29 protein-coding genes and 1 tRNA gene are annotated in these 24,716 nt (G+C 74.0%); 10 read left to right on the forward strand and 20 right to left on the reverse strand.

Annotated elements, in window-relative coordinates; genetic code table 11:
• Window positions 1-51 precede the first annotated feature (51 nt).
• A complete protein-coding gene (locus tag ACI8AG_RS08735; RefSeq protein ID WP_456596729.1) occupies window positions 52-1,251 on the forward strand; it encodes a glycosyltransferase family 4 protein in 1,200 nt (399 codons plus the stop codon).
• Complete coding sequence (locus ACI8AG_RS08740) at window positions 1,252-3,399, forward strand: amylo-alpha-1,6-glucosidase (RefSeq protein WP_456596730.1); 2,148 nt, start codon at window positions 1,252-1,254, stop codon at window positions 3,397-3,399. It abuts the gene before it with no gap.
• Between the two features lie 16 nt (window positions 3,400-3,415).
• Here the strand turns inward: ACI8AG_RS08740 and ACI8AG_RS08745 are convergent, their stop codons facing one another.
• From ACI8AG_RS08745 to ACI8AG_RS08755, 3 genes are all read right to left on the reverse strand, one after another.
• On the reverse strand, window positions 3,416-4,099 hold the full coding sequence (locus ACI8AG_RS08745) for a PaaI family thioesterase (RefSeq protein WP_456596731.1): 684 nt from the start codon (window positions 4,097-4,099) through the stop codon (window positions 3,416-3,418).
• Window positions 4,092-5,246 (reverse strand): acyl-CoA dehydrogenase family protein, encoded by a 1,155-nt coding sequence (locus ACI8AG_RS08750; RefSeq protein ID WP_456596732.1) that lies wholly within the window; start codon window positions 5,244-5,246, stop codon window positions 4,092-4,094. The genes ACI8AG_RS08745 and ACI8AG_RS08750 overlap by 8 nt, the downstream gene beginning before the upstream one ends.
• Window positions 5,247-5,383: 137 nt before the next feature.
• The gene (locus tag ACI8AG_RS08755; RefSeq protein WP_456587501.1) at window positions 5,384-6,238 is read right to left on the reverse strand and encodes an aldo/keto reductase; all 855 of its coding nucleotides are present in this window, start codon (window positions 6,236-6,238) and stop codon (window positions 5,384-5,386) included.
• A gap of 61 nt (window positions 6,239-6,299) precedes the next feature.
• Here ACI8AG_RS08755 and ACI8AG_RS08760 point away from each other — a divergent pair, with 61 nt between their 5' ends.
• The gene (locus tag ACI8AG_RS08760; protein ID WP_456596733.1) at window positions 6,300-6,905 is read left to right on the forward strand and encodes a histidine phosphatase family protein; all 606 of its coding nucleotides are present in this window, start codon (window positions 6,300-6,302) and stop codon (window positions 6,903-6,905) included.
• A 12-nt stretch (window positions 6,906-6,917) separates the two neighbouring features.
• On the opposite strand, the gene ACI8AG_RS08765 is transcribed toward ACI8AG_RS08760, so the two are convergent.
• The gene (locus ACI8AG_RS08765) at window positions 6,918-8,027 is read right to left on the reverse strand and encodes an EAL domain-containing protein (RefSeq protein WP_456587499.1); all 1,110 of its coding nucleotides are present in this window, start codon (window positions 8,025-8,027) and stop codon (window positions 6,918-6,920) included.
• Between the two features lie 127 nt (window positions 8,028-8,154).
• Between ACI8AG_RS08765 and ACI8AG_RS08770 the strand changes: the two genes are divergently transcribed.
• Window positions 8,155-8,778: a TetR/AcrR family transcriptional regulator gene (locus tag ACI8AG_RS08770; RefSeq protein WP_456596734.1), complete on the forward strand. Its 624-nt coding sequence runs from the start codon at window positions 8,155-8,157 to the stop codon at window positions 8,776-8,778.
• Window positions 8,779-8,856: 78 nt separating this feature from the next.
• On the opposite strand, the gene ACI8AG_RS08775 is transcribed toward ACI8AG_RS08770, so the two are convergent.
• Window positions 8,857-9,150 (reverse strand): DUF3618 domain-containing protein, encoded by a 294-nt coding sequence (locus ACI8AG_RS08775; protein ID WP_456596735.1) that lies wholly within the window; start codon window positions 9,148-9,150, stop codon window positions 8,857-8,859.
• 88 nt (window positions 9,151-9,238) lie between these two features.
• Here ACI8AG_RS08775 and ACI8AG_RS08780 point away from each other — a divergent pair.
• Both ACI8AG_RS08780 and ACI8AG_RS08785 read left to right on the forward strand, forming a co-directional pair.
• Window positions 9,239-9,319, forward strand: a tRNA-Leu gene (locus tag ACI8AG_RS08780).
• Between the two features lie 98 nt (window positions 9,320-9,417).
• Complete coding sequence (locus ACI8AG_RS08785) at window positions 9,418-9,957, forward strand: GIY-YIG nuclease family protein (RefSeq protein WP_456596736.1); 540 nt, start codon at window positions 9,418-9,420, stop codon at window positions 9,955-9,957.
• Between the two features lie 278 nt (window positions 9,958-10,235).
• Here ACI8AG_RS08785 and ACI8AG_RS08790 read toward each other — a convergent pair whose 3' ends face one another.
• The 3 genes from ACI8AG_RS08790 to ACI8AG_RS08800 are packed head-to-tail and all read right to left on the reverse strand — an operon-like array spanning window position 10,236 to window position 12,142.
• A complete protein-coding gene (locus tag ACI8AG_RS08790; protein ID WP_456596737.1) occupies window positions 10,236-11,156 on the reverse strand; it encodes a DUF6910 family protein in 921 nt (306 codons plus the stop codon).
• Between the two features lie 41 nt (window positions 11,157-11,197).
• Complete coding sequence (locus tag ACI8AG_RS08795) at window positions 11,198-11,713, reverse strand: DinB family protein (protein ID WP_456596738.1); 516 nt, start codon at window positions 11,711-11,713, stop codon at window positions 11,198-11,200.
• A gap of 54 nt (window positions 11,714-11,767) precedes the next feature.
• Window positions 11,768-12,142, reverse strand: coding sequence for a hypothetical protein (locus tag ACI8AG_RS08800; protein WP_456587493.1), 375 nt, complete (start codon window positions 12,140-12,142; stop codon window positions 11,768-11,770).
• Window positions 12,143-12,268: 126 nt separating this feature from the next.
• Between ACI8AG_RS08800 and ACI8AG_RS08805 the strand changes: the two genes are divergently transcribed.
• On the forward strand, window positions 12,269-12,499 hold the full coding sequence (locus ACI8AG_RS08805; protein WP_456596739.1) for a hypothetical protein: 231 nt from the start codon (window positions 12,269-12,271) through the stop codon (window positions 12,497-12,499).
• Between the two features lie 12 nt (window positions 12,500-12,511).
• On the opposite strand, the gene rdgB is transcribed toward ACI8AG_RS08805, so the two are convergent.
• The gene (gene rdgB / locus ACI8AG_RS08810; protein WP_456596740.1) at window positions 12,512-13,123 is read right to left on the reverse strand and encodes an RdgB/HAM1 family non-canonical purine NTP pyrophosphatase; all 612 of its coding nucleotides are present in this window, start codon (window positions 13,121-13,123) and stop codon (window positions 12,512-12,514) included.
• Window positions 13,120-13,857 carry a ribonuclease PH gene (gene rph, locus ACI8AG_RS08815; protein ID WP_456587490.1) on the reverse strand — a complete coding sequence of 246 codons (738 nt, stop codon included), beginning with the start codon at window positions 13,855-13,857 and terminating at the stop codon, window positions 13,120-13,122. Before rph ends, rdgB begins: the two co-directional genes overlap by 4 nt.
• Window positions 13,858-13,933: 76 nt before the next feature.
• Between rph and ACI8AG_RS08820 the strand changes: the two genes are divergently transcribed.
• The 3 genes from ACI8AG_RS08820 to bcp are packed head-to-tail and all read left to right on the forward strand — an operon-like array spanning window position 13,934 to window position 15,697.
• Window positions 13,934-14,755 (forward strand): potassium channel family protein, encoded by an 822-nt coding sequence (locus ACI8AG_RS08820; RefSeq protein ID WP_456596741.1) that lies wholly within the window; start codon window positions 13,934-13,936, stop codon window positions 14,753-14,755.
• On the forward strand, window positions 14,752-15,156 hold the full coding sequence (locus ACI8AG_RS08825; RefSeq protein ID WP_456596742.1) for a YjbQ family protein: 405 nt from the start codon (window positions 14,752-14,754) through the stop codon (window positions 15,154-15,156). The genes ACI8AG_RS08820 and ACI8AG_RS08825 overlap by 4 nt, the downstream gene beginning before the upstream one ends.
• Before the next feature lie 52 nt (window positions 15,157-15,208).
• Window positions 15,209-15,697: a thioredoxin-dependent thiol peroxidase gene (gene bcp, locus ACI8AG_RS08830; RefSeq protein ID WP_456587487.1), complete on the forward strand. Its 489-nt coding sequence runs from the start codon at window positions 15,209-15,211 to the stop codon at window positions 15,695-15,697.
• Between the two features lie 70 nt (window positions 15,698-15,767).
• Here the strand turns inward: bcp and ACI8AG_RS08835 are convergent, their stop codons facing one another.
• The 10 genes from ACI8AG_RS08835 to ACI8AG_RS08880 form a co-directional block, all read right to left on the reverse strand.
• Entirely contained in the window at window positions 15,768-16,250 is a 483-nt protein-coding gene (locus ACI8AG_RS08835) for a DUF4262 domain-containing protein (RefSeq protein ID WP_456596743.1), read from the reverse strand.
• Between the two features lie 87 nt (window positions 16,251-16,337).
• Window positions 16,338-16,928: a QsdR family transcriptional regulator gene (locus ACI8AG_RS08840; RefSeq protein WP_456596744.1), complete on the reverse strand. Its 591-nt coding sequence runs from the start codon at window positions 16,926-16,928 to the stop codon at window positions 16,338-16,340.
• Window positions 16,929-16,999: 71 nt separating this feature from the next.
• The gene (locus tag ACI8AG_RS08845) at window positions 17,000-17,875 is read right to left on the reverse strand and encodes a poly(ethylene terephthalate) hydrolase family protein (RefSeq protein ID WP_456596745.1); all 876 of its coding nucleotides are present in this window, start codon (window positions 17,873-17,875) and stop codon (window positions 17,000-17,002) included.
• Window positions 17,876-18,213: 338 nt separating this feature from the next.
• Complete coding sequence (locus ACI8AG_RS08850; RefSeq protein ID WP_456596746.1) at window positions 18,214-19,662, reverse strand: alpha/beta hydrolase domain-containing protein; 1,449 nt, start codon at window positions 19,660-19,662, stop codon at window positions 18,214-18,216.
• 221 nt (window positions 19,663-19,883) lie between these two features.
• Window positions 19,884-20,825, reverse strand: a complete 942-nt coding sequence (locus ACI8AG_RS08855; protein WP_456596747.1) for a DNA polymerase domain-containing protein — start codon at window positions 20,823-20,825, stop codon at window positions 19,884-19,886.
• Between the two features lie 95 nt (window positions 20,826-20,920).
• Window positions 20,921-21,664, reverse strand: a complete 744-nt coding sequence (locus tag ACI8AG_RS08860) for an MBL fold metallo-hydrolase (protein WP_456596748.1) — start codon at window positions 21,662-21,664, stop codon at window positions 20,921-20,923.
• Complete coding sequence (gene murI, locus ACI8AG_RS08865) at window positions 21,661-22,485, reverse strand: glutamate racemase (RefSeq protein ID WP_456587480.1); 825 nt, start codon at window positions 22,483-22,485, stop codon at window positions 21,661-21,663. Before murI ends, ACI8AG_RS08860 begins: the two co-directional genes overlap by 4 nt.
• A 13-nt stretch (window positions 22,486-22,498) precedes the next feature.
• Window positions 22,499-23,239, reverse strand: a complete 741-nt coding sequence (locus tag ACI8AG_RS08870; protein ID WP_456596749.1) for a 3-keto-5-aminohexanoate cleavage protein — start codon at window positions 23,237-23,239, stop codon at window positions 22,499-22,501.
• Window positions 23,240-23,325: 86 nt separating this feature from the next.
• Window positions 23,326-24,276, reverse strand: a complete 951-nt coding sequence (locus ACI8AG_RS08875; protein ID WP_456587478.1) for a PLP-dependent cysteine synthase family protein — start codon at window positions 24,274-24,276, stop codon at window positions 23,326-23,328.
• A 46-nt stretch (window positions 24,277-24,322) separates the two neighbouring features.
• A complete protein-coding gene (locus tag ACI8AG_RS08880) occupies window positions 24,323-24,601 on the reverse strand; it encodes a MoaD/ThiS family protein (protein WP_456587477.1) in 279 nt (92 codons plus the stop codon).
• Window positions 24,602-24,716: the final 115 nt, after the last annotated feature.

A 24,716-nucleotide genomic window follows, 5' to 3' on the forward strand; every position in this document is an offset into this window, starting at 1 on the left:
CGGACAGCGTCGTCCGTCTTCTGGTCCAGTCATCCTTCGCGGAGGATCCCTGTGCTGGTCGACAGCAAGACACACCGTGGGACCGGTTCGGCCCAGCCGGTCACCCAGCTGCACGCCGTGGGCAGCGCCGCCGGCGCGCGCCGGTCCGGTGCCCCGTTGCGGATCGCCCTCGTGGCGCCGCCCTACTTCGAGGTCCCGCCCGGCGCGTACGGCGGGGTCGAGGCCGTCGTGGCGGACCTCGCCGACAGCCTGGTCGGGCGCGGGCACCAGGTGACCCTGCTGGGCGCCGGGCGGTCCGGCACCCGCGCTCGCTTCCGGCCGCTGTGGGCCGTGCCCGTGCCCGAACGGCTCGGTGAGCCGGCTCCGGAGGTCGTGCACGCAGCCGCCGTCCGGCGGGCCCTGCTCGAGCTCGCCGACACCGAAGGCATGGACGTCGTCCACGACCACACCCTGGCCGGGCCGTTGAATGCCGCGGTGCTGCGGGCTCGCGGCGTGCCGACGGTGCTCACCGTGCACGGCCCGGTGGACGCCGACGCCGAGCGTCTCTACCGCGAGCTGGGCGAGGACGTCGGCCTCATCGCGATCAGCCACCGCCAGCGGGAGCTGGTGCCCGACCTGAACTGGCTGGGCGTGGTGCACAACGCGCTGCGCCTGGAGGCCTGGCCGTACTCCGCGACCAAGGGCGAGTACGCGCTGTTCCTCGGTCGCTTCCACCCGCAGAAGGCGCCGCACCTGGCGCTGGAGGCGGCGCACGCGGCGGGGCTCCCGCTGGTGCTGGCCGGCAAGTGCAGCGAGGCGATCGAGAAGGAGTACTACGAGCGGGAGGTCGCGCCGCGGCTGCGGGAGACCGACCACGTGGTGGGCGTGGCCGACGCCCGCACCAAGCGCGAGCTCCTCACCGGGGCACGCTGCCTGCTGTTCCCCATCCAGTGGGAGGAGCCCTTCGGCATGGTCATGATCGAGGCCATGGCCTGCGGCACGCCGGTGGTGGCGTTGCGCGGCGGCGCGGTGCCCGAGGTGGTCGAGCACGGCGTCACCGGGCTGGTCTGCGAGCGCCCCGAGGACCTCCCGGCGGCGCTCGACGAGGTGCGCGGACTGGCCCCGGCGGCCTGCCGGGCCCGGGTCGCGGAGCACTTCTCGGCCGAGGCGATGGCCCGCGGCTACGAGGCGGCCTACCGGCTCGCCGTGGCACGCAGCGCACCGCTCGCCGGCCCGGCCGCCGTCGGCACGCTGCTGGGGGAGGTGGGCTGAGTGACCGACGGACCGCTCAACGCCAGCGAGCCGGCGCTGCTGGGCGGCGACGGTGGGCTGGTCACCCTGGTCGACGGCTCCACCTTCTGCCTGTCCACGCGGACCGGCGACATCGTCCCCGGCGACGTGCAGGGGCTGTACTTCCGTGACGCCCGGGTCCTGTCCCGGCTGGAACTGCGACTCGACGGCGTCGTCCCGCAGCCCCTGTCGGTGCTCCCCGAGGAGACCTACGGGGCGCGGTTCGTCCTGCGACGCCCGCCGTCCGGCGGACGGGCCGACAGCACCCTGCTCCTGGTGCGCGAACGGCTGGTGGCCGACGGGCTGCGCGAGGTCGTGACCCTCCGGAACCTGGGCGCGGAGGCCACGACGGCGACCCTGTCGGTGTGGCTCGGCGCCGACTTCGCCGACCTCTTCACGGTCAAGGCCGGCCGCGCCGACGCCGGTGAGGTCATCCCGGCGGTCGAGGGCGGCATCCTCGTCCTCACCGGCCGCGACGGCGAACGCGGGCTGCGGGTGTCGGCGACCGGGGACGCCGTCGTCACCCCCGCTGCCCTCACCTGGCGGGTCGTGGTCCCGCCCCGCGGCAGTTGGTCCACCGAGATCAGCGTCCAGCCGGTGATGCAGGGCCGGGTCGTGCCCCCGCGGGTGGACCGCGGCCAGGGCATGGAGACGAGCCGGCCGGCGCACCAGCTGCGCGAGTGGCGGCGCGCCAGCACGACCGTGACCGCCGGGCACCCGGTGCTGGCCGAGGTGCTGCGGCGCACCGAGGCGGACCTGGGCGTGCTGCAGATCCGCGACCAGCTCGGCGACCGGCCCGTCGTGGCCGCCGGCGCCCCCTGGTTCATGACCCTCTTCGGTCGGGACAGCCTGCTGACCGCCTACATGGCCCTGCCCCTGGAGACCTCCCTCGCGATCGGCACGCTCGAGACGCTGGCGCGGCTGCAGGGCCGGCGGGTCGACCCGCTGAACGAGGAGGAACCCGGCCGCATCCTGCACGAACTCCGCCTGGGCCCGGACCGGGACAGCGCCCTGGGCGGAAGCCACTACTACGGCACCGTCGACGCCGGGCCGCTGTTCGTCTCGCTGCTCGCGGAGGCATGGCGGTGGGGAGCACCGGAGGAAGCGGTCCGGGAGCTCCTGCCGGCCGCCGACGCGGCGCTGGAGTGGATGGAGCAGTACGGCGACCGTGACGGCGATGGGTTCCTGGAGTACCAGCGGGCCACCGACCGCGGCCTGGTGAACCAGGGCTGGAAGGACAGCTTCGACGGGATCAACGACGCCGAGGGCCGGCTGGGCGAGCCGCCGATCGCCCTCGCCGAGGTCCAGGGCTACGCCTACGCCGCGCGGCTGGCCCGTGCAGAGCTGGCCGAGGCCTTCGGCGACCCGCTGACCGCGCAGCGGATGCGCCGCCGGGCCGCGCAGCTGCAGCAGGCGTTCGCCGAGCGGTTCTGGCTGCCCGACCGGGGCTGGTACGCCGTCGCACTCGACCGGGACAAACGGCCGCTCGACGCGCTGACCAGCAACGCGGCTCAGTGCCTGTGGAGCGGGATCGTGCCGGACGAGCACGCGGCGGTGCTGGTGCGACGGCTGGCCGGCGACACCATGGACAGCGGCTTCGGCCTGCGCACGCTGGCCACGGACATGGGCGCCTACAACCCGATGAGCTACCACAACGGATCGGTCTGGCCGCACGACACCGCGTTGGCGGTGGCCGGCCTGGTCCGGTACGCCCACGTGCCCGGAGCGGTCGAGCTGGCGCAGCACCTGGCCGAGGGGCTGCTCGACGCGGCCGCGGCCTTCGGCGGCCGGCTGCCGGAGCTGTTCTGCGGGTTCTCCCGGTCGGAGTTCGACCCGCCGGTCCCCTACCCCACCTCGTGCTCGCCGCAGGCGTGGGCGAGCGCCGCCCCGCTGCTGCTGGTGCGGGCCCTGCTCGGTCTGGAGCCCGACGTCCCCCGCCGACGGCTCGCGCTGCGCCCGCGGCTACCGGGATCGTGGGGGCGGCTGGTCGTCGAGGGGCTGGATCTCGGGGACGCGCGGCAGGTGCGGATCGAGGCGTCCGGCGACACGGTGGAGGTTCATGGCCTGCCCGAGGGGTGGACCCTTGTGGGCGCAGGCGAACCGGTGGCCACCGGGGCACGGACGGCCTGACGCCGCGGCGCCACCGTCAGCCGCGGCTGGTCCAGCCGGCGACGGGCCGCCCGGTCCTCGCGAAGACCTCCGAGGCCTGCTCCGCGCGCAGGGCGACCAGGAGCGCCTCCCCCTCGGCCAGCGTGGTCGCGGGGTCGTCCTCGGCCACCAACCGGGCGGTCGCGGTGGCCCGTCGGCCGTCGACCGACACGAGCTGACCGGTCACCACCAGCGGCACGCCCAGGTGCACCGGGCGGCGGTAGGTGACGGAGAGGGTCGCCGTCAGCCCGCCGTGACCGGCGCCGCGCGCGGAGCGCGCCAGCACGTGGTCCAGCAGGGTGGCGACGACGCCGCCGTGCACCAGCCCGGGCGGGCCCTCCAGCTTCTTGCCGATCGTGACCCGGCCGACGCAGCGGCCCTCGGCCGGGAAGTCCTCGACGACCATCGGCGGCGCGACCGGGCTGCCCGGCCCGTACACCGGGCTGTACCACCGCTGGCCGGTCTCCGGGTCGTCCACCGAGGCGATCTCGTGCACCTCGCGCAGGTCCTCCGACAGCAGCGCGGTCAGCTCGCGCGCGGCCCGGGTCGCCTCGCCCAGCCGGTCGACCGGCACCTCGGTGCGGACGGCGGCGTCGACCAGCTCGCGCAGGGCCTCACCGAGCTCCGCCGCCGCCTCGCGACGGACCCCGCGCTCGTCGTCGGTGAGCTCGGGCCTAGCCACGTGCCATGCCGGCCTCACGCAGCAGCGCGCCGCCGATGATGACCCGCTGCACCTCGCTGGTGCCCTCGTAGAGCCGGAACAGCCGGGCGTCGCGGTAGAAGCGCTCCACCGGCGTCGTCCGCAGGTAGCCCATGCCGCCGTGCACCTGCACGGCCTTGTCGACGGCGCGGCCCACCATCTCGGTGCAGAAGAGCTTCGCCGACGACGGCCCGACCGAGGTGTCCTCGCCGGAGTCGTAGCGGGCGGCGACGTCGCGCACCATGCTGCGGCCGGCGAGCAGCTCGGCGTGCATGTCGGCGAGCATCCCCTGGACCAGCTGGAAGCGGCCGATCGGCGCCCCGCCCTGCTTGGCGGTGGCGGCGTAGGCGACCGACTCGTCGAGCACCCGCTGCGCCATGCCGACGCAGAGCGCGGCGATGTGCAGCCGGCCGCGGGAGAGCACGGTGAGGGCCTTCGCGTAGCCGCGGCCCTCCTCGCCGATCAGCGCGTCGGCGGGCACCCGCACGTCGTCGAAGAACACCTCGCTGGTCCAGGCGCCGGCCTGGCCCATCTTCGCGTCCTTGGGGCCGACGGTGACCCCCGGCGTCGTCGTCTCGACGACGAAGCTGGAGATGCCCCGGCCGCCCTTCTGCTCCGGGTCGGTGCGGGCGAAGACGACGAACAGGTCGGCAATCGGCGCGTTGGTGATGTAGCGCTTGCTGCCGTTGATGACCCACTCGTCGCCGTCCCGGCGGGCGCTGGTGCGTAGCGCGGAGGGGTCGGAGCCGGCCCCGGCCTCGGTGAGCGCGAAGGAGCCGATGAGCTCACCGGCCGACAGGCGCGGCAGGTACTTCTTCTTCTGCTCCTCGCTGCCGAACTTCGCGATCACCTGGCCGGAGATGCCGTTGTTCGTGCCGAAGAGGGAGCGGAAGGCCGGCGTCGTGTAGCCGAACTCCATCGCGAGCTCGACGTCCTCGCTCATCGTGACGCCGAGCCCGCCGTAGTCCTCGGGCAGCGCGTACCCGAACAGGCCCATCTCCGCGGCCTGCGCCCGCAGGTCGTCGGGGATGCGGTCCTCGTCCTCGATCTGCTCCTCGCGGGGCAGCACCGATTCGCGGATCAGCTGTCGAACGGCGTCCTTGACCTGGCGGAAGTCCTCGGCGTCCACGCAGGCCATGGTGACGCGTGCCTCAGCCGTCCGTCGCGTCGGGGGTCCCGCCGCGCCGGTGAGGCATAGGAAGCTCTACCTGCATCCGGGGGTGGCTGGACGCGGGTAAAGCTTCCTATGCCCGGGCGGGCGGCGGCTCAGGCCAGCGCGTCCAGGCGGGCCATGTCCTCGTCGGACAGGGTCAGCCGAGCCGCACCGAGGTTCTCGGTGAGGTGGTCGACCGACTTGGTGCCCGGGATCGGCAGGATGACCGGCGACTTCTGCAGCAGCCAGGCCAGCGCCACCTGCGAGGGAGTGGCGTCGAGCTCGCGGGCGATGTCCGCCACCGGGCTGTCCGGGGCGGCCAGGTCACCCGTGGCGATCGGGAACCACGGGATGAAGGCGATGCCCTCGGCGGTGGCGTAGTCCAGGACGTCCTGGCTCTGGCGGGTGGTCAGGTTGTACAGGTTCTGCACGCTGACGATCTCGGTGATCCCGCGCGCCGCCTCCAGCTCATCCACCGACACCTCGGAGACGCCGATGTGCCGGACCTTGCCCTGCTCCTTGAGCTCTGCGAAGGCGCCGAGCTGGTCGGCCAGCGGCACCTCGGCGTCGATGCGGTGCAGCTGGATGAGGTCGATGCGGTCGACCTTCAGGTGCCGCAGGGAGAGCTCGACCTGCTGCTTGAGGTAGGCGGGCCGGCCGACCGGCGTCCAGATGCCCGGGCCCTGGCGGGTCAGCCCGGCCTTCGTCGCGATGACCAGGCCCTCGGGGTAGGGGTGCAGCGCCTCGGCGATGATCTGCTCGCTGACCTCGGGGCCGTAGGAGTCGGCGGTGTCGATGAAGTCCACGCCCTGCTCGACGGCGGCCTGCACGACGCGGACGGCGGCGGCCCGGTCGGCCGGCTCGCCCCACACGCCGGGGCCGGGCAGCTGCATGGCGCCGTAGCCGAGCCGGTGGACGGGGAGGTCTCCGCCGATGCTGAACGTGTCGCTGAGCTGTGCGGTGGTCATGCCGGGAGCCAGCGCGGCAGCCACCGCGCGTGTTCCCGGACGGGCGTGTTCGATGGACGACGTGGGCGAGATCGTCGGTGGACAGCTGGGAGAGCTCGTGGTGCTGCGGCACGGGCAGACCGAGTGGAGCCGCAGCGGCCAGCACACCGGGGCCACCGACCTGCCGCTGCTGCCCGAGGGCGAGGAGCAGGCCCGCTCCTTGCGCGCGGCGCTGGGCCGACGCAGCTTCGCCGAGGTGCGGGTCAGCCCGCTCCAGCGGGCCCGGCGGACCGCCGAGCTGGCCGGCCTGACCGCCACAGCGGTGGACGGCGACCTCGTCGAGCTCGACTACGGCGGCTACGAGGGCCGCACCACTGCCGAGATCAGCGAGGAGCTGGGCCGGGAGTGGTCGATCTGGCGGGACGGCACGGCCGACGCCGACGTCCCCGGCGAGACGCTGGCCGACGTCGGAGCCCGGGTCGACCGGGTCCTCGACCGGGTCCGTGACCGCCTTCCCGACGGCGACGTCGCGCTCGTCGCCCACGGCCACGTGCTGCGGGTGCTGACGGCCCGCTGGCTCGGGCTGGAGCCCGAGGCCGGGGCGCTGTTCGCGCTGCCCGCCGGCCGGTACGGAGTCCTGGGGCACGAGCACGGCCGGCCGGTGCTCACCGGCTGGGCCCTGGGCTGACCGGCGACGGCGTCAGCGGGTCCGCGCCACGGGCTGCCAGCGACCCTCGGGCTCCTCGGCGGGCGGCTCGGGGCGTACCGGCCGGCCGAACAGCCAGCCCTGGCCCATGTCGGCCCCCAGCGCGGTCACCTCCTCGGCCAGCCGCTCGGTCTCGATCCCCTCGGCCACGACCACCGCCCCCAGCTGGTGGGCCAGGTCGGTCACCGCCTTCAGCACCGTGCGGGCACCGTCGTCGGGCAGCTCCTGCACCAGCCCCTTGTCCAGCTTCACCACGTCGGGCCGGACCGCGGCGAGGAGCGACAGGCTGTTCCAGCCGGCGCCGACGTCGTCGAGCGCGACGCGCCACCCCAGCGAGCGGTAGTGCTCCAGCACCGAGACCAGGTGCCCGCGGTCGGCGATGGCGTGCGACTCGACCACCTCGAAGACCAGCTGGGTCGGTGCGATGCCGGCGTCGTGCGCGACCTGCTCGGTGCTGGCCAGGCAGACCTGCGGCCGGTAGATCGAGGCGGGGTTGAAGTTGATGAACAGGTCGTCCTCGCCCAGCCACGGCACTGCGCCGGCGATGGCGGACTCCCGGCCGATGCGGTCCAGCCGGTGCAGCCAGCCGGCGGACTCGGCCACGAAGAACAGGTCCCCGCCGCCCACCTCACGGCCGTCGACCAGCCCGCGCAGCAGCGCCTCGTGCGCGACGACGGAGCGGTCGGCCAGCGAGACGATCGGCTGGTACACCGACCAGAACTCGGCCTCGGCCAGGACGCCGACCTCGACCGTGACGCCGCGGCGCGCCAGCTCCACGGCCAGCGTGGGCGCGGTCAGTAGCCGGGCGGTCAGCGCGGCGCCGTCGTCCGGCGGGTCGGTGGCGACCCGCACCGCCTCGGTCTCGGCGGCGGTCAGCTCCCGCGCCAGCTTCTGGAACAGCCGCTCCAGACCCCGTCCACCCCGGTCGTCGACGACGTCGACCAGCTGGGGCGCGGAGTAGACGGTGAGGCCCAGCGCCTTGGCGGTGCGGGCCACGTGCGGCAGCACGTGCCCGATCGACGTCGCCAGCAGCGCACGACCCGCCCGCCCGGGCACCTCCCAGTTCTGGCGGCACCCGCAGACGCCGCCGCAGATGGTTCCCACGGAGGACAGGGTGACTCACGCGCACGGGCACACGGGACAGGCGCGCGGCGGTATCGGAACGCTCTTCCGGGGGTACTCGCAGGGGACTCCCAGCGAGTTCACAACTTGAATGTCTAAGGTTTCGCCCATGGCCGCTCTCCCCACCGCAGAAGCCGCTCGTCCGAGTCGTGGCGGCCGGCCGCGCGATCCCAGCCGGGACGGCGTGATCCGCGCGGCGATCCTCCGCCTGCTCGCCGACGTGGGCTACGGCGCGCTGACCATGGATGCGGTCGCCGCGGAGGCCGGCGTGGGCAAGGCGACGATCTACCGACGGTGGCGCACCAAGCAGGACCTGGTCGTCGACACGATCTCCGACCTCAACCGCGCCGAGGCGCACAGCCCCGACACCGGCTCCCTCGAGGGCGACCTGCGCGAGATCATGCACTCCCTCGTCGGCGTCGTGAACGGCCCGACGGGCGCGGCCACCCTCTCCCTGCTGTCGACCGTGCCGCGTCACCCGGCGCTGGCCGAGGCGTTCGAGAAGGGTCCGCTGGCCGTGTGGCAGCAGTCCTTCGAGCAGGTGTGGCAGAACGCCGAGGCGCGCGGCGAGCTCGACCCGTCGTTCCGCACCTCGGTCGCCGCCGAGACCATCAGCGCGCTCCTCGTGCAGCGCTGGCTGCTCACCCACCGCCCGGTCGACGAGGCCTTCGTCGACGAGGTGCTGGAGACGGTCGTCCTGCCCCTGGTGCGCCACCGGGCGACCAGCGCCTGACCCGGCCGAGCACCCGAGAACCACGAGACCGGCCCGTCCCCCAGGGGGACGGGCCGGTCTCGTCGTGTCGGGCGGCGATCAGCGCGTGCGGTACTGGACCTTCTTCTCCACGACGGGCCGACGGTTCCGCTTGGGCGGCGCCGCGGCCTTGCGGTGCCGGACCTTCTGCACCACCACCAGCGTGACCAGGAGCCCGACGGCGCCCATCGTGGCCTGACCGGCGGGCGTCTGCAGGAAGCGCTGCACGGCGTCCTTGCCCTGGGCCTTCAGGCGCGTGGGGCTGCTGCGGTAGGCGATCTGGTCCAGGGTGGCGGCCAGCGACTCGCGGGCCGCATCGATCTCGAGCTGGATCTGTCGTGGGTCGCGGGGCACGGCGACAGCCTGCCAGACGCGGCGCAGGTCAGCGCGGTGACGGTCCTCCCGGAGCGCCCGCACGGGTGCTCCTAGACTCCGGAAGCACGCGGGAGTGGTGTAACGGCAGCCACGCCAGACTTAGGATCTGGTGCCTTCGGGCGTAGGGGTTCGACTCCCCTCTCCCGCACTGGAGCAACCCCGCAGGCCGGGGCCCACGCCGAACGACGCCCAGGTCTCCCCCGCACGACGCCACGGCCCGCCGGAGAGCAGTGGGAGGCTGCGGGAGTGACCGATGCACTCGCCGTCGCGAACGAGTTGTGCGGGCCACCGGCCGATGCGGAGCGAACGGGCGGTCAGATCCCGCGTCGCTCCGGTCTCTACGCCTGGTGGGCTCGGGCGGGGACGCTGCCCGGGGTGTCCGGCCCGGCTCATCCGGGCGTCGAAGGGCTGGAGCTGCTGTACATCGGCTTGGCTCGGGACCTGCGTGCCAGAGTGGTCGGCAACCACTTCCGAGGCCCGACCGGTTCCTCCACCCTCCGCCGTGTCCTGGTCGCGCTGCTGATGCCGTCCGAGGGTTACACCACCCGGTGGACGACGGACCGCGTCGTCCCGGTCGACGCTGACGAGGCGCGGCTGTCCGAATGGATGCGCACACACCTGCAGGTGACGTGGGCGGTGCACCCGGAACCGAAGGCGGTGGAGGCAGCCGTCATCGCCGAGTCGGCCCCGCCGCTCAACCAGCGGGACAACAAGGCTCACCCGTCGTACGAGATGATCAGAGCGGCGCGGGCGGCCTACCGCGCCTCCGCCGGCCCTCGCCCGTAGCCCACCCGCTGGACGGCGTCGGGACTCCGCCCGCAGCGACCGTTCAGGGCGACGGTGGTGGCACCTCTTTCACCTCGCGACCGGACATCACGAACCGTCGTCGACAGTGCGGGCAGGTCAGGAGAGGTCCGTCAGGGTGGCCGCGGCGCCGCTCCACGACCTTCAGGTGGACGGCGTCGTGCAGGCAGACGACGAAGTCCATGGGGCGACGCTCACCGCCCGGCCCGCCGCTCCCGCCCGTGCCGGCCGGTGGCGCGCTCCCGGGCGCGGGCGGTGGCTCAGCGCAGGTCGACGCGCAGGTCCAGCTCGGCCGACGGGGTGTCCGGGTCGTCGTCGTCCACGACCGCCAGCAGGCGCACCACCCCGTCGCCGACGCCGCGGAGCGCCAGGCCCTCGACCTTGGGCACGTGGCCGCCCACCTCGGGGATGGGCACGACCTCCTGCACGGTGTCGCTGTCCAGCAGCGCGATCGCGGTGGCCACCACCGGCCCGTCGTCGACCGCGTTGGGGGTGTCCTCGGCGGCGGCGCTCAGCAGCACCCGGCCGTCGGGCAGCGCGACCGCGTCGGTGACCGCGAGGCCCACGCCCTCCACCTCGCCCAGCTCGTACTCGCGGGGCCGGTCCACCGGGACGGCGGCGGGCTCGGCCCGGCCCAGGACGGCGGCGACCAGGTCGTGCAGCGGCACGTCGACGCTCGCCGAGCGGACGCCGGCGGAGAGGTTGCCCCGGTTGAACCACCGGACCACGTCCCCGTGCCGGCTCGCGCCTTCGAGGTTCACGCGGTCCATCGGCAGGCCCAGGCGCTCGGCCACGCGCTGGTACACCGCCGTCAGCTCGGCGGAGCGCACCACCGGCTGCCCGTCCTCGAGCCGCACGAGGACCGCGTGCATCCGCCGGGGCGAGGACCCCGAGCCCAGCAGGAGCACGGCGGGCTCCCCGTCCACCTCCGCGGGGCAGGCGACCTCCAGGTCGGGCTTGAGGTGCTTGGTGCCGTCGGACTCCCGGAAGGTGCGCAGCCCCTCGACGGGTGGGAGCACCGGCACCGCCACCACCTCGCCGGGACGCCGCCAGGCGGCGATCGTCGAGTCGTCCTGCACCACGAGCCAGCCGTCCCCGAGCGGGGCCACGCCCGAGGCCGCGGTCACCGGGGTGCCGTCGGCGAAGCTCAGCGTCCGGGCGGCGTCCACGAAGACCTGCATCGCTCGGGTGTGCCCCGGGTGACGGCGGGTCACGCACCCGCTCAGTAGTAGCCGGTCCGCCCGTCGAGCATCTCCCGGAGCAGGTCGAGGTGCCCCACGTGCCGGGCCACCTCCTCGACCATGTGCCCGAGGATCCAGCGCAGGGACAGCGCGTCGGCTCCGTACTGCTCGTTCCGGCCGCGGTCATCCAGCGACGCCGCCGCCACGATCCCGTCCGACACCGCGCACTGGCGGGCGTACTCGTCCAGCAGCCGCGCCAGCGGCACCCCCTCGACGCGGAAGTCGCCGTCCCCTTCCTGGCCGAACTGGGGGTTGGGTGCGGCGGGCCGATCCAGGAACAGCACCTCGAACCAGCAGTGCTCGACCCAGCGCAGGTGGGAGACCAGGCCGGCCACCGTCATCAGCGGCGAGGTCGGCAGGAGGGCGCGGTGGGCGTCGTCCTCGCCCAGGCCCTCGCACTTGTGGTGCACCAGCGAACGCTGCAGGTCCAGCCAGCCCCCGAGCTGGGCCCGCTCGTCCGCGGCCCCGGGCGGGCGGACACGCGGAGGCGGGTGCACGGGGCCGGACGCTAGCGCCCCGCCCCGGAGCTGTCAGCCGGGTTTCCGCTCCGGTCAGGTCCAGAGGACGGCGATGAAGACGTTCAGGATCGCCAGCGCCCCGGTGGAGTGGAAGAACGGCAGCGGCGACTTCGGAGCGGCCCGGCCGGCGTCGGCGGCCTGCTGCTTGCGCGCGGCCAGGAACACCGTGACCACGGCCAGCACCGTGACGACGAGCTTGACACCGATCTTGGCGTGGTCGACGGGGAGGTCGTCGGCCTCGCGGATGCCGACCAGCGCCAGGCCGCTCACCAGCTGGGTGAGCGCACCGATCGTCATCAGCGTCGTGTCGAACCCGGCCTTGCGGCTCACCTGGAACAGGAACGGCCCGATGATCAGGGAGAGGCCGAGGATGTGGACGACGACGAGGAGAAGACGGACGAGCTCCATGCCCCGGAGGCTACTGAGGCGGCGGGAGTGCACCCCGTCACAGAACCCGGTCGGGCCGTTCACCCAGCCGGGTGGCGTCGCCCCGGTGCCCCTCTCGCCCGGCGGGGCACCGGCCGATGGGAGGGCATGACCTCCGGCGCCACCCCGACCACGACCTGGCTGCCGGCCGCCATGGTGCGCGCCGCCGTCGTCCACTCCCCCGCCGCCGCACCTGCCCGTGGCCGGCACCGCGCCCCGGAGTTCGAGGCCCCGGCGCGGGTGGCCGACGAGGAGCAGCTGCTCCGCCCGGGCCGGCACGCCGAGCCCGAGGAGGAGGACTCACTCGCCTGGCTCGGCTTCGCGCTGCGCCGGGACTGACCCGACGGGGGCTCAGCGCCCGGCGAGCACCTCGGTCAGCACGGGCACGAGCGCCACGAACGCCTGCCCCCGGTGGCTGCGGGCGTCCTTCTCGGCGGGCTCCAGCTCGGCCGAGGTGAGTTCCAGGCCTTCCGGGACGAACACCGGGTCGTAGCCGAAGCCGTTGCTCCCCCGCTTCTCGCGGATCACCCGCCCGCGCCACTCCCGCTCCAGCACCCGCTCGGCGCCGTCGGGGGTGACCAGCGCCGCCGCGCAGACGAACGCCGCTCCCCGCCGCTCGTCCGGCACGTCGGCGAGCTGCCCGAGCAGCAGCGCGGTGTTGGCGTCGTCGTCGCCGTGCCGGCCCGACCAGCGCGCCGACAGCACGCCGGGCATGCCGTTCAGCGCGTCCACCGCGAGCCCGGAGTCGTCGGCCACCGCCGGCAGACCGGTGTAGCGGACCGCCTCGCGCGCCTTGAGCAGGGCGTTCTCGGCGAAGGTCGCCCCGGTCTCGGGTGCTTCGGGGTACTCCTGGACGTCGCGCAGCCCGACCACCTCGATGCCGGGCACCGCGCTCGCGAGCAGCCGCTGCAGCTCGGCGAGCTTGCCGGCGTTGCGGGTGGCCAGCAGCAGCCGGGTGCTCATCGGACCACCGGCTCCAGTGACAGCGCCGTGGCCTGCAGGCGGGTGAGCTCGGCGCAGCCGGCGACCGCCAGGTCGAGCAGCGCGTCCAGCGCCGCACGGTCGAAGACCGCGCCCTCCGCCGTCCCCTGCACCTCGACGAACCCGCCGTCGCCGGTGCAGACCACGTTCATGTCGGTACCGGCCCGCACGTCCTCCTCGTAGGCGAGGTCCAGCCGGGGCTCGCCGTCGATGATCCCGACGCTGACCGCGGCGACCGACTGGACGATCGCCGTCGGCCGGGCCAGCCGCTTCCGCGCGCCGAGCCAGGAGACGGCGTCGGCCAGCGCGACGTAGGCGCCGGTGATGGCCGCGGTGCGGGTGCCGCCGTCGGCCTGCAGGACGTCGCAGTCGATGGCGATGCTGTTCTCCCCCAGCGCGCCGAGGTCGACGGCGGCGCGCAGCGAACGGCCGATCAGCCGGCTGATCTCGTGGGTGCGGCCACCGATCTTCCCCTTCACCGACTCGCGGTCGCTGCGGGTGTGCGTGGCGCGCGGCAGCATCGAGTACTCGGCGGTCACCCACCCCAGTCCCGAGCCCTTGCGCCACCGCGGAACACCCTCGGTGACGCTGGCCGCGCAGAGGACGCGGGTGCGGCCGAACTCGACGAGGACCGAGCCCTCGGCGTGATCCAGCCAGTTGCGGGTGATCGTCACCGGGCGGAGCTGCTCGGCCGTACGGCCGTCGGGGCGGGTCACGGCCACCGACAGTAGTGCCCCGTGCAGGACCACCACGGCGCATGCCCGGAGCGGTGTCCCGTTAGCGTCGGCGGACATGGCGGCGACCTCCCCGACCGATCCGCGGCGGGAGCGCTGGGAGCGCTCCACCGACTGGATCCTCACCGCGGCCGCGCTGCTGTTCCTGGCCGCCTACGCCTGGCCGGTCCTCGAACCCGACCTCGCGCCGCCGTGGCCCACCGTCTGCCGCTGGGTCACCTGGCTGAGCTGGCTGTGGTTCGCCGTCGACTACGGGATCCGCCTCGCCCTGTCGGAGCACCGCCGGCGGTTCGTCCGGACCCACCTGTTCGACCTCGCCGTCATCGTCCTCCCCCTGCTGCGGCCGCTGCGGTTGCTCCGCCTGGTCACCCTGCTCCACGCGCTGAACCGGCACGCCGGGCACTCGCTGCGCGGCCGCGTCGCGGTGTTCGTCGTGGGCGCCACGGCCCTGCTCATGTTCGTCGCCGCCCTGGCCGTGCTCGACGCCGAGCGGAACCACCCGGAGGCGAACATCGACGGCTTCGGCGAGGCGCTGTGGTGGGCCTTCGCGACCGTGACCACTGTCGGGTACGGCGACCGCTACCCCGTGACCGCCGAGGGGCGGGTGGTCGCCGCCGGTCTCATGCTCACCGGTATCGCCCTGCTCGGGGTGATCACCGCGACGTTCGCCTCCTGGCTGGTCGAGCGCGTGCAGCAGGTGGGCGAGGAGTCCGAAGCGGTGACGCGACGCGACCTGCAGGCGCTCACCGAGGAGGTCGCCCGGCTGCGGTCGCTCCTGTCGGCGGATCCCCGCGGCGACGGATCCGACGCCGCCCCGGGGACCCGCGGTACCCGTCCACCGCACACCGGGCCGGCGGACCGGGCAGGATCGTCGCCATGAGATCGGAGTTGCGTGCCGTCCGGACCGGGGGCGCCCCCGTCGTCGTCGACCTCACCGACGAGTGCGCCGACTTCGTGCGGTCCGAGGGCGACGGCCTGCTGCACGTCTTCGTCCCGCACGCCACCGCCGGCCTGGCGATCCTGGAGACCGGCTCGGGCAGTGACGACGACCTGCTGGCCCAGCTGGAGGAGTTGCTCCCCCGCGACGACCGCTGGCGCCACCGGCACGGCAGCCCGGGGCACGGGCGCGACCACGTGCTGCCGGCGTTCGTCCCGCCGCACGCCAGCGTGCCGGTCCTCGAGGGGCGGTTGATGCTGGGCACCTGGCAGCGGATCTGCCTGGTGGACACCAACACCGACAACCCCCAGCGGCAGGTGCGCTTCTCCTTCCTGCCCGGGTGAGCCCCGCCGCCCCCTTGCAGGGCCGCCCCCGGGACACGGCAGGATGCGCGGCATGAGCGAGACCGACGCCGCCCCCGTCCGCCTCACCCCCGGCGACCCGGCGCCGGACTTCACGTTGCCCGACGCCGACGGGAACCCGGTGTCGCTCTCCTCCTACCGCGGCCGGCGCGTGATCGTGTACTGCTACCCGGCGGCGCTGACCCCCGGCTGCACCACCCAGGCCGTCGACTTCACCGCCGCCGCCGGCGACCTCGCCGAGGCCGGGCTCGAGATCATCGGGATCTCGCCCGACCCGGTGGAGAAGCTCGCCCGCTTCCGCGAGAAGGAGGATCTGGACATCACGCTGGTGTCCGACCCGGACAAGCAGGTGATGCAGGCCTACGGCGCCTACGGCACCAAGAAGCTGTACGGCAAGGAGGTCGTCGGCGTGATCCGCTCGACGTTCGTGATCGACGCCGAGGGCCGGATCGAGCGCGCGTCCTACAACGTCAAGGCCACCGGGCACGTCGCCAAGCTGCGCCGCGACCTCGGCCTCGACTGAACGACGACCAACCCGCCACTCGCAGGCCGGCGGCGGGGCCCTGCGGGGCGGCCGTGCCCGGGACGTCGCTCTACGCGCGCCACGTCCCCGGCCGGGGCTGGCACTCGGGCGGGCAGGGATAGCCGGGATCCCAGGGGAAGACGCCCCCCTCGTGGGCCCAGGTGAGCTGGTGGGCGGGCACCGAGAACTCGTCCGGCCGCTGGTAGAAACGGTTGGCCGAGAACAGCACGTCGGCCGGGTTGGGCAGCGTCTCGACGGCGAGCCGGCGCTCCCGGTCGAGGACGAGGAGCTCGCCCGGCACCAGGTCCCGCCCGGCGAGGACCAGGCCGGCCACGGTGTTCAGCATGGCGCAGGCGGTCTCGTGGCCCACCCCCACGACGACGAGCTCGGGATGGCCCACCCCGAACAGGCCGACGGTGTAGCCGAACGGCGGTTCGTCGGACTCCTCGCCGCGCATGACGTACTGCACGGCGACGCGGTGGGCCCGGATCGTCTGCGCCATCCGGCTGTCCTCCTGGTCGAGCCAGGCCAGCGTCTGCGGATCGGTCGTCATGCGACAGAGAGTGCGGCTCACCACCGACAACCAGGGCGCAGCCGACTCGGGCTGTGGACGGGCGGCGCGCCTGGGGACGACCGCCGCTCAGCGGTCGTCGAGGCCGAAGACGCTGGTGATCAGCGCGTCGAGCACCGTCGTCGCCGCCTTGAGGTCGGGCGCGCGCGTGGCCAGCACGTCGGAGTAGAGGAAGGACTCCCCGAGCCGGACCACGGCGAGCGCGAGCAGCGGAACGGCGATCTGCGGCTCGAGCCCGTGCTCGTCGACGTCGTGCTGGAACAGCTCGGTGTAGGTCTCGACCACCCGCGGCTGGACCCGGCCCTGCGGATCGGTGAGCACCCGGATCGCCGTCGCCGGCTCCTCGTCGAGGAGGCGGCGGATCGGGAGGGCGGTGCTGAGGGCGTAGCGGAAGTCCTCGCTGACGGCCAGCGAGCGCAGCCGGGTGGGCGCCCCGGAGGGAGCCGGGCGGGCGTCGTGCTCGCGCTCGATGGCCCGCAGGGTCCGCAGGCCGAGGAAGGCCAGGGCCTCACCGAGGATCGCGTCCCGGTTGCCGGCCCGGCGGAACAGCGTCGCGCGGGAGATGCCCAGCTCCACGGCGAGGGCGCCGGTGTCCAGCCGGCGGCCGCTCATGAGCGTCCGCGCCGCGTGGCGCACGATCTCCTCGGGGACGCCGCTCACAGCAGTGAGCCTAGGCCAGGAGGGGCGGGCCCCGACGTCGTCGGAACCCGCCCCGCCGGCCTAGGGGGTGCTCACATCGGGCAGGTGGACCGGTAGTCCGAGATGCTGCCGAAGATCGACACCGTCGGGCCGGGGCACAGGAACTGGGTGTACCGGGTGTCGGCGTCGACGTACCGCTTCAGCCAGGCGATCGAGCTGGACGCGATGTCGGCGTTGGGGCTGTTCGGCGCGAAGTGGCTCGCGTTGTTCAGCTCCAGGTAGGCCCGCTCGGAGGCATTGGTCAGGCTGTTGTAGAACGGGATCGAGTGGTTGCTGACGGGCGCGACGCTGTCGTTCTCCGCGCCGATGACCAGGGTGGGCGTGCGGACCTCGGGCCAGGTCTTGTCGACGTTCCAGCCGGTCAGCGGGATCGCCGCGCGCAGCGAGGGCCGGTCCTTGGCCGCCTCGAGCGAGCCGCCACCACCCATGGAGTGCCCCATCACCGCCAGCCGGGAGGCGTCGACCCGCGACCGGACGGCGCTGGAACCGGTGAGGTAGTCCAGCGCGGCCAGCAACTGGTCACCGCGGGAGGCCGGCTGGTCGTAGCGGGAGTTGGTGTTGAACGTGATGACGACGAAGCCCTGCGAGGCGATCCGCGGGCCCAGCCAGGCGATCGTCGACTCCGACGCGGTGTACCCGGGCGAGATCGCCACCCCGCCGAACGTGCCCGCCGACGTCGTCGTCGGGTAGTAGATGGTCGCCGAGCCGAAGCCCGGGGTCGACCAGTCCGACACCGACGTCGTCGAGACGGCGAACGGACCGCGCTCGGCGGTGATGCTGGCCTGGGTGGGGGCGGGGCCCCGCCACCAGGCGGGGTCGGCGGAGGCGGGGACCGACGTGGCGACGACCGTCGCCAGCGTGAGGGCGAGCGCCGCGGAGGCGCGCGCCAACAGGCGTGGAATGGGCACGGTGGACCTTTCGGAAGGAGTGTCGCGACCGACGGTCGCGACGACCGAGGAGGACGTACGCCGGCGCACCGGGCCCGGTTGTGATACACATCACCGCCGACGTGGCGTCAAGGTAGCGTCACGCTCTGCAGGTGCGCAACACTTTCCGCAAGTGTTTCAGAACCGCCTGGTCCAGGGCCCGTCGGCCGCCTGCGTGGGATCCGCCCACGCCTCCCTCCGGCGGGCGTCCGGGGCCGGGAGCGGCCGATCCGCCCCCTCCCGGCCCTCCGGCCTGCCCTCGACCCGGACACGCGAACGGCCGGCCCCCGGAGGGGCCGGCCGTCCGACGTGCCAGGTGCTCAGCCGCGGTCGTCCCGCAGCTGCTGCCGCAGTTGGCGCTCGACGACCAGCGCCTCCTGGTAGTTCTCCTTCGCGTCGGCCTTCTCGATGTAGCCGGCCCGCAGGTTGGCGTGGTCGACCGCCAGCACGCCGTTGATGTACTCACCCTTGCGCGGGTACAGCGCCGTGAGCTGCTCGAGCGTGAACGGCTGGTGGGTGCCGAACAGGCGGCAGAAGCTCGCGCCGCTGTTGTAGCCCGCGTTCAGCGCGGTGGGCACCGCCACCTGGGAGAGCTGGATGCCGCCCTGCGCCAGCCCCAGCTCGTTGCGCACCTTGTTGCCCTCGTCGTCGAACTCCAGGTACGGCGCCGACGGAGGCGCGATCCCCTTCTCGGCCCAGCGCGCGAGGTGCGCGTAGGCGGCCGCCGTCACGTGGTGCATCGGCACCCGGCTGAACGGCGGGAGGTCGCAGTCGTACTGCGGTGCGCCACCGAGGTCGCGCTCGGAGAGCGGGGCGCGGTACTCCTGCCCCTGCCAGCCCGAGTGGGCCGCGCCCGCGACTTCCCAGCGCCGGAACACCTCGTCGTCGGGACGCCGGGCCGCCGCCGCGGCGGCCGTCACGTCGGTCTCGGACTGCACCTGGAACACCGGCTCGTCCCCGGCCCGGCTCGGCGCCGTCCCGACGATGATCGCGTAACCGTCGAACACCGGCTCGACCTTCGGCAGGACGTGGTCGTAGTAGGCGCTCTGGTACCGGGTGGACTGCGATGCACCGATGGAGAGCAGCGTCTCGATGTCCAGGCCACCCATCGGGTCGACACCGGTCGGGGCGACGAGCGCCTTTGCCGCCTGCGCGTAGATGTCCATCGCCAGCTGGTCGAGGGCGTACTCACCCCCCGCCGTGACGTCCAGCGAGCCGTACCGGGTCGGGCTCCACTCCCGCAGCTGGTCGACGCCGACCTGCTGGGCGGAGACCCCGATCCAGGCGTCACCGTCGCGGGTCACGTCCTCGAAGTTCCACAGCGCGTCGAGGTCGTAGCCCGCCGTGACGTTCTGCCACTCGACCAGGGCGGTGCCGCTGAAGTGCCGGGGGTTCGCCGGCCGGCGGACGACGATCCGCGTGGTGTAGGGGACGTCCTCCTCCAGCAGCGTGCCCGGGGCGATGTCCGGGGTGCGGGGGCTGGCGTAGGCATCGGCGAGGCCGGAGACGAGGAACTCCTCCTCGACGTACCCGACGCCGGCGAGGTCCTGGTACGTCGCGAAGAACGGGTAGGTCTCCGCCAGCTCGTCGGAGAGCGGGCTGCCACCGAGATCGCTGGGCAGCGGCCCGGTGACCTCGGCGTCGCGGATCGGCACGCGGACGTCGTCCGCGGCTCCGGCCGGGAGGGCCGGGGCCAGCAGTGCCAGGGCCACACCCAGGGCGACGGTGGTGCCGCCGGCCCGGGCGCTCAGGGGCGTGGGAACGGGCAAGGGAACTCCTTCTGCTGCTCCTGGGCACCCCGACGGGCACCCTCGAGGAGCAGCGGTCAGATGGGGAGCGAACGAGTTCCAGGCCCAGAACCATGACGCCGATCACATGGCGTCCCCTGCAAGCTAGCCCGACGGAAGACCGCTCGACAACGGTTGCTGCAACAAATCCTCGCCTTGTTGCGGAGCCTGCCGCCGCACGGGCCGGAGCCGCCCGACGCCCGTCACCCGTCGTCCCCGGCTTCCCGCCGGAGGCGGGCCCGTCGCTTGCCCTCGTGCATCGCCTGCACACGGGCGACCGGGATGGTGTGCCCCTCGGCGACCAGGTCGGCCGGCAGCCGCTGGGGATCGGGCAGCAGGGCCGCCCAGTCGGGGAGCCCCGCCGCCCCGGAGGCGACGGTGGGCTCCCCCGGGCGGACGGACCCCAGGTCGTTCCAGTCGACGGGGACGGACACCGGCAGACCCGGCCGCACCCGCGGGCTGTAGGCGGCGGCGACCGTGCCCGTGCCTGAGCGGGTGGAGTCCACGAAGACCCGCCCCTGCCGCTCATCCTTGAGGAACGCCGTCGTGGCGATCCCCGGGTCCAGCTGCGCCGTGCGCTGCGCGAGCGCCCGGGTCGCCGCGGCGACGTCCTCGACCGGAGCGCCGCGCACGGGCACCACGACGTGCAGGCCGGTGGCGCCGCTGGTCTTCACCGCGCCGGCCAGGCCGGCCTCCTTGAGCGCCCGCCGGGCCAGCCGGGCGACCGCCACGACGGTGGAGAACTCCACCCCGTCGGGCGGGTCCAGGTCCAGCACGAGGCCGGTGGGCTCGCGCGACCCGGCCCGCAGGAACGGGACGTGGAACTCGACCGCGCGCTGGTTGGCCAGCCACATCAGGGTGCGCCGGTCCTCGCAGAGCACCTGGTGCACCTCGCGGTGCGCCGACTCGGCCCAGACGGGCACGGTGCGCACCCACGCGGGGGCGCCCTTGCTCACGTTCCGCTGCATGAACGGCGCCTGGCCCGGCCGCACCCGCACCACCGAGAGCGGCCGGCCGGCCAGCAGCGGGACCAGCCGGTCGGCGACGGCGTCGAGGTGGTCGACCAGCGCGCGCTTCGAGACCCCCAGCCCGTCACCGAGCGGCGAGTCGAGGCTGCTCAGCGGCACGCCGTCCCGCTCGTCCATGGGGTCACCGTTCCGCGATCGCGGCCATCCGGCAACCGGCCCTCGTGCGGGGCCCGCCGCGAGCCTGCGAGCGGTGGGGCAGGAGGGCCGGTTCCTCAGATCTCGTAGGTGGCGCCGGGGCTGACCAGCTCGGTCTCGGAGAACACCGAGCTGGCCGCGAACAGCTGGCCGATGTGGTCGACCCAGGCGGGCACGTGGGTGAGCAGCAGCCGGCCCACCCCCGCGGCCGCCGCGTGCTGGGCTGCCTGCCGCCCGGTGAGGTGCAGACCGGGCGGCTGGTCGGGGGCGTTGTCCGGGTGCGCCGCCTCGGCGAGCAGGACGTCGGTCCCGCGGGCGAGCTCCACCAGCCGGTCGCTGGGGCCGGTGTCGCCGGTGTAGACCATCGACCGGCCACCCGCGGTCAGCCGGATGGCGTAGGTCTCGACCGGGTGGGCCGTGCGGGCCAGCTCCACCTCGAAGGGCCCGATGCGGAGGGCGCCCGGGCCCACGGGGACGAAGTCGAAGACGTCGGTCAACCCGTCGCCGTCGCCGTCGTAGGCCAGCGCCAGCCGGCGCTCGGCACCCACCGGCGCGTACAGCGGTACGAGCGCTCCCCGGGACCGGCCGGAGTAGCGGTGCCAGACGACGAACGGGGCGACGTCCAGGCAGTGGTCGGCGTGCAGGTGCGACAGGAAGACCGCGTCTACGGCGCCCGGGTCCACGACCCGTTGCAGCGCACCGAACGCGCCGTTGCCGAGATCGAGCACGAGCTGGAAGCCGTCGTGCTCCACGAGGTAGCAGGACGCGGGCGAGTCGGGACCGGGGCCGCTGCCGCAGCACCCCACGACGGTCAGCTTCACGCGACCCCCGCCCGTCCGGCGCCGAGCACGGCCCCGATCTCCGGCCCGAGGAAGCGGCGGCCGAGCCGGGCGAACGGCTCGGGGTCGCCGGTGGCCAGGAAGGCGTGCTCCGGCGCGGGCGCGTCGGGGTCGCGCAGCAGATCGGTGCGGGTGAGCACCCGGTAGACGTCCTTCGCGGTCTCCTCGGCGCTGGAGACCAGCGTGACGCCGTCCCCGAGCACGACCGACAGCACACCGGTGAGCAGCGGGTAGTGGGTGCAGCCCAGGACGACGGTGTCCACGCCGGCCGCCATGAGCGGGTCGAGGTAGGACTGGGCGAGGCCCAGCAGCTGCCGGCCGCTGGTGATCCCGCGCTCCACGAAGTCGACGAAGCTGGGGCAGGCCGCGGAGGTGACCGACACGTGCGGGGCCGCGGCGAACGCGTCGTCGTAGGCGCCGCTGGTGACGGTGGCCTGGGTGCCGATGACACCGATCCGGCCGTTGCGGGTCGCGGCGATCGCCCGGCGCACCGCGGGGAGGACCACCTCGACCACCGGGACGTCGTAGCGCTCCCGGGCGTCCCGCAGCGAGGCGGCGCTGGCGGAGTTGCAGGCGACGACGAGCATCTTGACGCCGCTGTCGACGAGTTCGTCCATGACCGCCAGGGAGTGCCGGCGCACCTCGGCGATCGGGAGCGGGCCGTAGGGCCCGTTCGCGGTGTCCCCGATGTAGCGGACCGCCTCGTTCGGCAGCTGGTCGAGCACCGCCCGCGCGACGGTGAGCCCACCGACCCCCGAGTCGAAGATGCCGATCGGCGCGTCGGCTGCTGGCTGCGTCCCCATGTCGCCGGTCAGGCTAGCCGCCCGCCTCGCCGCTCGCCCCGACGGCGGCGGTGACCGTGGTCGCAGCGCGGATCAGCTCGGCGTTGCCCGGGGCCGGCGAGCCGTCGGGCAGCTCGAGCACGTCTTCCAGACCGATGCGGGTGTCCAGCCCGCGGCGGGCCGCCAGCCGCAGCGCCGGCCAGGCGCTGCTCCCCTCCCCGTGCAGCAGCACCGGAGCCCGGTCGCCGACGGCCGTCAGCAGGCGCCCGGCCGCCGTCCCGGTGCCCGCCTCGTCCAGCCCGTCAGGCAGCTCCAACAGCACGCGCAGGCAGCGGTCGCGGTGCGGCGAGGCGGCCCACGCGGCCGCACCGGCGAGGTGCCAGAGCCCGGCCTCCACCCCGATGCCACGGTCGAGCAGCGCCGCCGCGACGCCGTCCGCGCCGTCCTCGTGCCAATTCAGGGAAGCGAAGTCCGGCACCACCGCCCAGCCGCGGATCGCCGCGATCCGGTCGGCGGGGTCGGGCGCCGCCCAGGCCCCCGTGGTGACCCCCACGGGGATGCCCGGGGCGGCCGCCCGCACCGCGTCGACGACGGCGGCCACGTCGCCCGGTCGGAGCGAGTCCGCGCCGGCGTCGTCCTTGGGGTGGACGTGGACGGCGCCGGCGCCGGACGCCACGACGAGCGCGGCGTCCCGGGCCACGGCCGCCGGTGTCACCGGCAGCGCAGGGTGCTCCCCGGGCCGGCGGGACCCGTTGAGGCAGGCCTGGAGCAGCACGCGCCGCACCCTGCCAGACACCACCGACCGAGGTCACGCGCGGGAACGGCCACCCGTCAGCGACCAGCGGGCCGAGCGGGACCGCCTCAGGCCCAGAGCTGGCCCTCCAGCGCGGAGGCCGCCTCCTCGAGCGTGCCGGCGTAGGCGCCGGTGGAGAGGTACTTCCAGCCGCCGTCGCAGACGACGAACACGATGTCGGCCCGGCGGCCCGCCGCGACCTCCTTGTCGGCGATGCCCAGCGCCGCGTGCAGGATCGCGCCGGTCGAGATCCCGGCGAAGATGCCCTCGCGCTCCACCAGCTGGCGGGTGCGGTGGATCGCGTCATCGGGGCCCACGGAGAACCGTGAGTCCAGCAGCGAGGCGTCGTAGAGCTCGGGGATGAAGCCCTCGTCGATGTTGCGCAGGCCGTAGACCAGCTCGCCGTAGCGGGGCTCGGCGGCGATCACCTGCACCCCGGGCTTGTGCTCGCGGAAGTACCGGGAGCAGCCCATGAGCGTGCCGGTCGTCCCCAGGCCGGCGACGAAGTGGGTGATCGACGGCAGGTCGGCCAGGATCTCCGGGGCGGTGCCCTCGTAGTGCGCGTGTGCGTTCGCGGGGTTGCCGTACTGGTAGAGCATCACCCAGTCGTCGTGCTGGGCGGCCAGCTCCTTGGCGACGGCGACGGCCTGGTTCGAGCCACCGGCCGCGGGCGAGGAGATGATCTGCGCCCCGTACATCTCCAGCAGCTGCCGGCGCTCCACCGAGGTGTTCTCCGGCATCACGCAGATCAGCTTGTAGCCGCGCTGCCGGGCCACCATGGCCAGCGAGATCCCGGTGTTGCCACTCGTGGGCTCCAGGATGGTCGAACCGGGCTTCAGCAGCCCGTCCTTCTCGGCCGCCTCGATCATCTTGATCGCCGCGCGGTCCTTGATGGAACCGGTGGGGTTGTGGTCCTCGAGCTTGGCCCACAACCGGACGTCGGGCGTCGGCGAGAGGTTCGGCAGCCCCACCAGCGGGGTGCCGCCGAGGGAGTCGACGAGGGAGGCGAAGCGGGCCATCGGGATGCTCTTCCAGGGAGACGGGTGGGGGCGGAGCGGGGACCGCTCAGCAGCCGCCCGCGACCGCCGGGAGGATCGTCACCGAGTCGCCGTCCTTCACCTGGGTGTCCAGGGCGCCGGTGAAGCGCACGTCCTCGTCGTTGACGTAGACGTTGACGAAGCGGTGCAGCTTGCCCTCCTCGGTGACGAGGCGGTTCTTCAGGCCCGAGTGCTTGCTGTCCAGGTCGTCGATCAGCGCGCCGAGGGTGTCCCCGCTGCCCTCGACGGTCTTGTTGCCGCCGGTGTGGGTGCGCAGGATGGTCGGGATACGGACCTCGATGGCCATGGCGTGCTTCTCCTCGGGGACGTCGATGCGTGGGGGCGCTGCGCAGGGCAGCGGTCGTGCGTCTGGCGGGTCAACGCCCGGCCGCCGCGCGGGATTCCGCACGGCCGTGGCCGCC

Source organism: Blastococcus sp. SYSU DS0552 (genome assembly GCF_054050815.1).